Raw genomic sequence first — 10,504 nt, 5'->3', positions numbered from 1 at the left:
CCATGGTCAACATGTCCTATTGTTCCTATGTTAACATGTGGTTTTGTTCTTTCAAATTTCTTTTTTGCCATCTTTTTTGTCCTCCTTAAAATATAAAAGTTATTCTCCCATAATTTCTTTAGCTATATTTTTTGGCGCCTTCTCATAATGAGAAAACTGCATTGTATAAGTTGCTCTACCCTGAGTTTTAGATCTCAGGTCAGTCGCATAACCAAACATCTCAGAAAGCGGTACAAATGCTTTAACAACCTGAGCATTTGCTCTTGGTTCCATTCCTTCAACTCTTCCACGGCGTCCGTTAAGATCACCGATAACATCTCCCATGTATTCTTCAGGAACTACTACTTCAACACTCATAACAGGTTCTAAAATAACAGGTGCTGCTTTTTTAGCCCCTTCTCTAAAGCCCATTGAACCAGCAATTTTAAATGCCATTTCTGAAGAGTCTACTTCATGATAGCTGCCATCATTGAGAACAACTTTAACATCAACTACTGGATAACCAGCAATAATGCCATTTTCCATTGATTCAATAATACCAGCTTCAACTGCAGGTATATATTCTTTGGGAATTGAGCCACCTACAATATTATTTTCAAATTCAAAACCTTCTCCCTCTTTTTGAGGGATAATATCAAGAACAACATGGCCGTACTGTCCACGACCACCTGATTGACGAATAAATTTACCTTCAATACCGGTTACTTTTTTGGTAATCGTTTCTCTGTAAGCAACTTTTGGTTTACCGATATTAGCATCAACTTTAAATTCTCTAAGCAGACGGTCAACAATTACTTCAAGGTGCAGTTCTCCCATACCCTGAATAATTGTCTGGCCTGTTTCCTCATCACTTCTAACTCTGAATGTTGGATCCTCTTCAGATAGACGCTGCAGTGCTTCACCTAACTTATCCTGATCAGCTTTACTTTTTGGTTCAATCGCAACATCTATAACCGGTTCTGGAAAGTCCATTGATTCCAGAATAATTGGATGATCCTGATCACACAGAGTATCTCCGGTACTTGTATTTTTTAAACCTACTGCAGCCGCAAGATCACCAGCATAAACTTCATCTCTTTCTTCCCGGTGATTTGCATGCATCTGAAGTATGCGTCCAACTCTCTCTCTTTTTTCGGAAGTTGCATTATATACATATGAACCAGCTTTTAATACTCCAGAATAAGCTCTAAAAAATGCTAATTTGCCAACATATGGATCAGCCATAATTTTAAATGAAAGTGCAGAAAATGGCTCATCATCATCAGCTTTTCTGATTTCCTCTTCTTCTGTATCTGGATTGATACCTGTAATAGGTGGTACATCCACCGGAGAAGGCATATAATCTATAACAGCATCAAGCAGCATCTGTACTCCTTTGTTCTTAAAAGCAGATCCACAGAGAACAGGTACTACATTTACATTCAGAACTGCCTTTCTAAGCAGATTTTTAATATCTTCCGTTGAGACACCTTCTTCCAGATATTTCATCATAAATTCATCGTCTTCTTCAGCTAAAACTTCAATCATTTTTTCCCTATATTCATCAGCAAGTTCCTGCATATCTTCGGGAATTTCCTGACGTTCAAAATTTACACCAAGTTCATCTTCATAAATCACTGCATCCATCTCTACAAGATCTATTACTCCATCAAAATTATCTTCACTACCAATTGGCAGCTGAATGGGTATTGCATTTGCCCCCAGTCTTTCACGCATCATGTCGACAGCTCTAAAAAAATCTGCACCCATTCTATCCATTTTATTTACAAATGCGATTCTGGGAACTTTGTATTTATCAGCCTGTCTCCATACGGTTTCTGACTGTGGTTCAACACCACCAACAGAACAGAACAGAGCAATTGCTCCATCTAAAACTCTAAGCGATCTTTCTACCTCTACTGTAAAGTCCACGTGTCCGGGCGTATCTATTATATTAATTCGATGTTCCTTCCATTGACAAGTAGTTGCAGCTGAGGTAATAGTGATACCTCTTTCCTGTTCCTGTTCCATCCAGTCCATTACAGACGCACCATCATGAGTTTCACCCATTTTATGAACGCGTCCTGTATAGTAAAGTATTCTTTCAGTTGTTGTTGTTTTTCCAGCATCTATATGTGCCATTATTCCAATGTTACGTGTTCTCTTTAGTGGAAATTGTCGGGCCACTATTCTCCCCCCTTATTAAAATTATACATCACGCAACTTATTACCACCTGTAATGTGCAAAAGCTCTATTGGCTTCCGCCATACGATGGACTTCTTCTTTCTTTCTAACTGCGCCACCTGTATTATTAAATGCTTCCATGATTTCACTAGCAATACGCTCTTTCATAGTTCTTTCTCCACGTGCACGGGCAGCGTTAATTAACCAGCGCAGACTTAAAGTAATTTTGCGATGTTCATCTACTTCTACCGGAACCTGATAGTTAGATCCACCTACACGGCGAGATTTAACTTCAAGAGCAGGCATTATATTATTCAAAGCTTCGTTTACTACTTCAATAGGATCTTCTCCGGTCTTATCAGCAATGATATCCAGAGCTCCATAAAAAATATTTTCAGCCAGACCTTTTTTACCATCTAACATAAGTTTATTAACAATACGGCTTATCAGTACCTTATTATATATTGGGTCAGGCATTATTTCTCTTTTTTCCGCTCTATTTTTACGCACTAAACTCCCTCCTTTTTATCTAGGTTTTTTAACACCATACTTGGAACGTCCCTGTTTTCTGTCTTCAACACCAGCTGTATCAAGTGATCCACGTACTATGTGATATCTAACACCTGGTAAATCTTTTACTCTTCCACCTCTAACTAAAACTACTGAGTGTTCCTGTAAGTTATGTCCAATTCCCGGGATATAAGCTGTAACTTCTTTCCCGTTTGTAAGGCGCACACGAGCTACTTTTCTCAAAGCCGAGTTAGGCTTTTTAGGTGTTGCAGTATATACCCTGGTACAGACTCCCCTTTTTTGCGGAGAACCCTCCAGAGCAGGAGCGGAAGTCTTCTTTTTAGTCTTCTGACGACCTTTACGAATCAGTTGGCTAATTGTCGGCATGCATTCCCACCTCCTTCCAATTATTTCAATAAGGCAGCAGAGGCAGCGGAAACATCTATTCCGCATTCTCTGCCCAGTTTCATTTTACTTTCGACCATTTCAAAAGGTATATTATTATCCTTAACAGCACAAAGAATTTCTTCTTTTATGTGCAGATCAATATCATCAGCAAGAAAAACTTTACTGACTCTTTTTTCTTTAATAGCCTTAAGAGTCTGTTTTGTACCGACAATAAGTTTAATATCATCAGTATCACAAAACTCAGTAAGCATTTCAGTCTACCTCCATAAGTATACTTAATTTACCGAGCACACTTAAGTATTTTAACACCTTTGTCTGTTCATGTCAACAAAGAAAATTTATTTAATCTGCTCAAATTATTCTGCAGAATTTTCTACATCACTTAATTCACTGGCTAGATCTTCAAATACTACTCCATCTTCATTAACAACTTCAATATTACGGTAATATTTCATTCCAGTTCCAGCTGGAATAAGCTGTCCAATTATTACATTTTCTTTCAATCCCAGCAGTGGATCAACTTTACCTTCCAGAGATGCTTCAGTTAATACTCTGGTTGTTTCCTGGAAAGAAGCAGCTGATAAAAAGCTGTCTGTAGCAAGTGCAGCCTTAGTAATACCCAGCAGTTCGGGCTCAGCTTTTGCAGGCTCCATATTTTTCTCATTCATTTCTTTATTGCTTTTTCGTAAATCGTATCTATTGATTAAACTGCCCGGAAGAAATTCTGTATCACCAGATTGAGTAATTTTAAGTTTTTTCATCATCTGCCTTATTATTACTTCAATATGTTTATCGTTAATTTCAACTCCCTGTGAGCGGTAAACATTCTGTACCTCTTCCAGAAGATAATTCTGAACTGCTTTTTCTCCTTTCACTTTCAGCAGCACATTTGGATCCAGAGGACCTTCAGTTAGTTTATCACCAGCAGTAACATATTGATCATTTTTTACAATCATCTTTGATCCATAAGGAATCTTATATGTCTTTTTCTTTCCATCTTCATTTTCTATTACAACACGTTTGGAGTTTTTCTTTTCAACTATTGTTACATATCCTTCTCTTTCTGTCATAATAGCCTGACCTTTTGGAGTTCTACCTTCAAAAAGTTCTTCCACTCTCGGCAGACCCTGAGTAATATCATCACCGGCAACTCCACCTGTGTGGAATGTACGCATTGTAAGCTGTGTTCCAGGTTCACCGATAGATTGAGCAGCAATAATACCAATCGATTCTCCAATATCTACAATTTCGTTTGTTGCCAGGTTTCTACCATAACATTTTCTACAGACCCCATGTTTTGCTTCACAGGTAAGAACTGAACGAATTTTTACTTTTTCTATACCTGCAGCATCTATCTTTTTCATCATCTTTCTGGTTATCATTACATTGTTTTCAACAATAACTTCTCCAGTATCAGGATCAACTATTTCTTCAGCAGTTACTCTACCTATAGTTCTTTCCGCAAGTGTTTCAACCGCTTCTGATCCTTTACCTCCGATAGATTCTACATAAATTCCTTCTTCAGTTCCACAGTCATCCTCTCGAACAATGACATCCTGAGAAACATCAACAAGTCTTCTTGTTAGATAACCTGAGTCAGCTGTTCTCAGCGCAGTATCTGCCAGACCTTTTCTGGCTCCATGAGTGGATAAGAAATATTCTAAAACATCAAGTCCTTCACGGAAACTGGATTTAATTGGAACATCAATAATTCGTCCAGAAGGATCTGCCATCAGCCCCCTCATACCTGCAAGCTGAGAAATCTGAGATGTATTACCACGAGCACCCGAAATAGCCATAATATAAATATTATTGTTCTCATCCAGATTTTCAAGCAGAGCATCTGTTACATCATCTTTAGTATTATTCCAGATATCAACAACTTTTTGATATCTTTCATTTTCTGTAATAGCTCCTCTGCGGTAATGTTTTTCAATTTCGTGTACATCATCTTCAGCTTTTTTTACAATTTTCTCTTTAATCGGAGGTATTTCTGCATCAGATACAGCAATTGTAATACCAGATCTTGTAGCAAAATCATATCCCAGTGATTTTATCTTATCCAGTGTTTTAGCCGTTTTATCACTGCCAACCAATTCATAAAGATCTGCGATTAAATCACCAAGTTTGCTCTTCCCAACTCTTTCGTTTATATAATCCATTTCTTCTGGAAAAGATTCATTAAATATTATACGTCCAATAGTGGTCTCTATTATCTCTCCATTAAGTCTGACTTTTACAGGTGACTGGAGATGTACTTTATCTGTATCATAGGCTTTAATTGCTTCATCACTATTGGCAAATATCTTGCCTTCACCTTTCATACCTGGTTTTCTGGATGTTAGATAAAATATTCCCAGCACCATATCCTGAGTAGGAATTGTAATAGGACTTCCATCTGAAGGTGTAAGCAGATTTGTAGTTGAAAGCATCAGCAGCCTCGCTTCTGTCTGGGCTTCTGCTGATAAAGGCAGGTGTACTGCCATCTGGTCACCATCAAAGTCAGCATTATATGCTGTACATACCAGAGGATGCAGTTTTATTGCTTTACCCTCTACCAATACCGGTTCAAAAGCCTGTATACCCAGACGGTGCAGGGTTGGTGCTCTATTGAGAAGTACGGGATGGTCTTTAATAGCTTCTTCTAAAATACCCCACACTTCCTCATCTACCTGTTCTACCATTCTTTTTGCATTTTTAATATTGTGGGCAAATCCCTTGTCTACAAGACCTTTCATTACAAATGGCTTAAAAAGTTCTAATGCCATTTTTTTGGGCAGACCACACTGATGCATTTTCAGCTCCGGTCCGACAACAATAACAGAACGGCCTGAATAATCAACACGCTTACCCAACAGATTTTGACGGAAACGGCCCTGTTTACCTTTAAGCATATCACTTAATGATTTAAGGGGTCTGTTTCCAGCGCCTGTTACAGGACGACCTCTTCGTCCATTATCTATCAGTGCATCTACTGCTTCCTGGAGCATTCTTTTTTCATTTCTAATAATTATTTCTGGAGCGCCAAGATCAAGCAGCCTCTTTAATCTGTTATTTCTATTTATTACACGCCTATATAGATCATTTAAATCTGAAGTTGCAAAACGTCCACCATCAAGCTGTACCATTGGTCTAAGATCAGGTGGAATAACTGGCACAACTTCCAGAACAAGATTTGAAGGAGAAAGTCCGGATTCGTCCAATCCTCCCATTACTTCAAGCCTTCTAACAGCACGCTTTTTTCTCTGTCCTGTTGCTTCTTTAACTTCTTTTTTGAGTTTCTGTACTTCTTTTTTTACATCTATTTTATCTAGAAGTTCTTTAATAGCCTCAGCACCCATAGCTGCTTTAAAACTATTACCAAATTTATTTCTTGCTTCCCTATATTCACTTTCCGACAGAAGCTGCTTCTCAGACAGTGGTGTGTCTCCTGGATCAGTAACTATATAATGAACAAAATATATAACTTTTTCCAGTGCTCTAGGTGACATATCCATAATTAAACCCAGTCGACTTGGAATACCCTTAAAAAACCAAATGTGTGTACATGGTGCAGCAAGTTCTATATGACCCATCCGCTCTCTTCTAACTTTAGATCTGGTTACTTCAACTCCACAGCGGTCACATACAACACCCTTGTAGCGGACCCGCTTATATTTGCCACAGTGGCACTCATAGTCTTTGGTAGGCCCAAAAATCTTTTCACAGAACAAACCATCTTTTTCTGGTTTGAGTGTGCGATAATTTATAGTTTCGGGTTTTTTTACTTCACCTCTCGACCAGTCACGAATCTGTTCTGGAGAAGCAACTCCGATCCTCATTGAATCGAAATTATTCACATTTAACAAGGGTCTCTCCCCTTTCTATAATGTAATTATTCGTCATCATCATCTTCTTGATCACGATTAAGTTTTAAATCTGTATCAAGTCCAAGTTTTTTAGCAGTTTCAGCCATTTCATCTTCATTTTCTGCAACCTGAAGTTCTTCTTCATCTTCAGTAAATATTCTTGCATCCAGACCAAGACTCTGCATTTCTTTTATCAGTACCTTAAATGATTCTGGAATACCCGGTTCTGGTACATTTTCTCCTTTAACAATAGCCTCATATGTTTTTACTCTTCCTACAACATCATCAGATTTTACTGTCAGCATTTCCTGAAGAGTATAGGCAGCTCCATAAGCTTCAAGAGCCCAAACTTCCATCTCTCCAAAACGCTGCCCGCCAAACTGAGCTTTACCTCCTAGAGGCTGCTGTGTTACAAGAGAATATGGCCCAGTTGATCTGGCATGTATCTTATCATCAACCAGGTGGTGAAGCTTTAATATATACATAACTCCAACAGTTACTCTATTTTCAAATCTTTCACCAGTTCTTCCATCATAGAGAACTGTTTTACCATCTCTGCTGAGCTCAGCTTTTTCCAGAATATCTTCAACTTCTTTCTCTGTCGCACCATTAAACACAGGTGTTTCTACATGAATACCAAGAGATCTTGCAGCCATCCCCAGATGTGTTTCCAGCACCTGACCAATATTCATCCGCGAAGGTACTCCAAGAGGATTTAATACTATTTCCACCGGTTCACCATTTGGCAGAAAAGGCATATCTTCTTCAGGTAATATTCTGGAAATAACTCCTTTATTACCATGGCGGCCAGCCATTTTATCTCCAACAGATATTTTTTTCTTGTTGGCAATATACACTCTTACCAGTTTATTTACACCTGGTTTAAGTTCATCACCCTGTTCCCGAGAAAATACTTTAACATCAACTACTATTCCTTCCTCACCATGAGGAACTTTTAAAGATGTATCCCTAACTTCTCTCGCCTTTTCTCCAAAAATAGCTCTTAAAAGTCTTTCTTCAGCAGAAAGTTCTGTTTCTCCTTTTGGAGTAACTTTCCCGACAAGAATATCTCCTTCTTTTACTTCAGCTCCGATTCTTATAATTCCGCGGTCATCTAAGTTTTTGAGGGCATTTTCCCCAACATTGGGAATATCCCTTGTTATTTCTTCAGGTCCCAGTTTAGTGTCTCGAGCTTCTGCTTCGTGTTCTTCAATATGAATTGAAGTAAAAGCATCTTCTTTCACCAGTCGCTCACTAATTAAAATAGCATCCTCATAGTTATATCCTTCCCAGGGCATAAATGCAATAAGAGAGTTGCGTCCCAGAGCCAGCTCACCTTTATCTGTTGAAGGACCATCAGCAATAATGTCACCTGCTTCAACCCTCTGACCTTTTTCTACAATAGGACGCTGATTCATACAGCTGCCCTGATTGGATCTCTTAAATTTGAGAAGTTTATAACTGTCTATTGAACCTTCATCATTTTTTATTAATATTTTATTTGCTGTCACTCTGCTGACAGTACCGGAATTTTTGGCTATGACTACAACACCAGAATCTTTTGCCGCCTTATGTTCTATACCTGTTGCAACGCGAGGTGCATCTGTAATCATAAGTGGAACAGCCTGACGCTGCATATTTGCTCCCATTAAAGCACGGTTAGCATCATCATTTTCCAAAAATGGGATCATTGCAGCAGAAACTCCAACCATCTGCTTGGTAGAAACATCCATGTAGTCAAGATCTTCCGGATGAACTTCTAAAATGTCGCCCCTTTTACGGGCAATAACAAAATCATTTACATAGTTTCCATCATCATCTATTTCCGCATTTGCCTGTGCAATAATATATTTATCTTCTTCATCAGCAGTCAGATAATGTATTTCATCTGTTACCCTGCTGTCGACTACTTTTCTATATGGGGTCATCAAAAATCCAAATTCATTTGTCTTAGCATAGGTGCTCATAGAACCTATCAAACCGATGTTTGGTCCCTCAGGTGTTTCAATCGGACATATACGACCATAATGTGAATGATGAACATCACGCACATCAAATCCAGCTCTCTCCCGACTTAAACCACCAGGCCCCAGTGCACTGAGCCTTCTTTTATGTGTTAACTCTGACATAGGATTTGTCTGGTCCATAAACTGAGAAAGCTGACTGCTTCCGAAAAACTCCTGAATAGATGCGACTACAGGTCTTGTGTTAATTAAAGCCTGTGGAGTAACAACATCTATATCCTGAATTGTCATTCTTTCTCTAACAACTCTCTCCATCCTTGATAAACCAATTCTAAACTGATTCTGCAGCAGCTCCCCAACTGTTTTCAATCTGCGGTTACCAAGGTGATCAATGTCATCAATGTATGCATCTTCTTCATTATATATAAGTTTTACCATATATTGAACCGTTGCTACAATATCATCTATATGAAGATATTTTCTGTCTTTATCAATATCCAGTCCTAATTTCTTATTTAATTTGTACCGGCCAACTGCAGCCAGATCATATCTTTTGTGATCAAAAAATAGAGAATTCAGTAGATTAGTGGCACTTTCAACTGTCGGCGGTTCACCTGGACGAAGTCTTTTATACAATTCTATAAGTGCTTCATCCTGTGATTCTGTACTATCTCTCTCTATTGTGTCATGTACAACTTCTGAATCACCAAAAAGCTCCAATAATTCTGAGTCTGTTCCAAAGCCTAACGCTCTAAACAATACTGTTGACGGCATTTTTCTTGTTCTGTCAACACGCACTGAGATAATACGTTTTTTGTCATATTCAAATTCTATCCAGGCTCCTCTGTTTGGAATAATACTGCCCGAAATTAATCTTCTTCCATCCTTTGTTCTCTCATCGTCAAAATAAACACCAGATGATCTAACCAGCTGATTAACCACAACTCTCTCGGCACCATTAATAATAAAAGTGCCTTTTTCTGTCATAAGTGGAAAATCGCCCATAAAAACTTCTTGTTCTTTTACTTCTCCTGTTTCTTTATTAATTAGTCTAACCTTCACCTGTAAAGAAGCAGAATAAGTATCATCCCGATCACGGCATTCTTCAACCGTATTTTCAGGATCTTCAAGATAATAATCAACAAATTCTAATACCAGGTTTTCGGAAAAATCCTCGATTGGAGAGATTTCTTCAAAAACCTCTTTCAAACCTTCTTCCAGAAACCACTGGTAAGAGCTCAACTGTGTATAGATCAGATCTGGTAAGTCCATTGCATCTTCTATCTTGCTGAAACTATATCTTTCCCTTACCGTTGACATCTTTGCACCCCCAGGAAATACTTAATAATTTAAACAATACTTTCCCATTATAAACTTTTTTATTTACCTTATAGACATCTACTAATATTAACACAAGTCAACTGGGTTGTCAATATTTTTTAGAAAAATAGAGTTTGCCCAAAATTATTTTTAGAGCTGCAAAAAAGAGACTATTATTAAAATATTATTATCTATAATAGAGTAGGACCAGCCTTTCAGCTGGGACCCCTCGTCAAACTGCACGTACGGTTCTCCCGTATACAGCTTTCCGTCAGTCGTTGCCCCGTCTC

At 38.3% G+C, this 10,504-nt stretch carries 6 protein-coding genes; all 6 read right to left on the bottom strand.

Going from position 1 to position 10,504, the window contains the following annotated elements; genetic code table 11:
- Positions 1-99: 99 nt before the first annotated feature.
- Entirely contained in the window at positions 100-2,166 is a 2,067-nt protein-coding gene (gene fusA, locus DFR78_RS11495; protein WP_114458973.1) for an elongation factor G, read from the bottom strand.
- 40 nt (positions 2,167-2,206) lie between these two features.
- Positions 2,207-2,674, bottom strand: a complete 468-nt coding sequence (gene rpsG / locus DFR78_RS11490; RefSeq protein WP_114458972.1) for a 30S ribosomal protein S7 — start codon at positions 2,672-2,674, stop codon at positions 2,207-2,209.
- Positions 2,675-2,689: 15 nt separating this feature from the next.
- Positions 2,690-3,061, bottom strand: coding sequence for a 30S ribosomal protein S12 (rpsL, locus tag DFR78_RS11485; RefSeq protein ID WP_114458971.1), 372 nt, complete (start codon positions 3,059-3,061; stop codon positions 2,690-2,692).
- 20 nt (positions 3,062-3,081) lie between these two features.
- Positions 3,082-3,333, bottom strand: a complete 252-nt coding sequence (locus tag DFR78_RS11480; RefSeq protein ID WP_114458970.1) for a ribosomal L7Ae/L30e/S12e/Gadd45 family protein — start codon at positions 3,331-3,333, stop codon at positions 3,082-3,084.
- A 105-nt stretch (positions 3,334-3,438) separates the two neighbouring features.
- Positions 3,439-6,930 (bottom strand): DNA-directed RNA polymerase subunit beta', encoded by a 3,492-nt coding sequence (gene rpoC / locus DFR78_RS11475; protein ID WP_114458969.1) that lies wholly within the window; start codon positions 6,928-6,930, stop codon positions 3,439-3,441.
- A 26-nt stretch (positions 6,931-6,956) separates the two neighbouring features.
- Positions 6,957-10,214 (bottom strand): DNA-directed RNA polymerase subunit beta, encoded by a 3,258-nt coding sequence (gene rpoB, locus DFR78_RS11470; protein WP_114458968.1) that lies wholly within the window; start codon positions 10,212-10,214, stop codon positions 6,957-6,959.
- Between the last annotated feature and the right edge of the window lie 290 nt (positions 10,215-10,504).

Source organism: Halanaerobium sp. MA284_MarDTE_T2 (assembly GCF_003337245.1).
Taxonomy (GTDB): Bacteria; Bacillota; Halanaerobiia; order Halanaerobiales; family Halanaerobiaceae; genus QPJE01.
This window is presented reverse-complemented; position numbering and strand designations above follow the sequence as displayed.

Excerpts from the sequence above, each read along its gene's own strand:
- rpsL (WP_114458971.1), bottom strand. The coding sequence starts at position 3,061 with ATGCCGACAATTAGCCAACTGATTCGTAAAGGTCGTCAGAAGACTAAA.
- DFR78_RS11480 (WP_114458970.1), bottom strand. The coding sequence starts at position 3,333 with ATGCTTACTGAGTTTTGTGATACTGATGATATTAAACTTATTGTCGGT.
- rpoB (WP_114458968.1), bottom strand. The coding sequence starts at position 10,214 with ATGTCAACGGTAAGGGAAAGATATAGTTTCAGCAAGATAGAAGATGCA.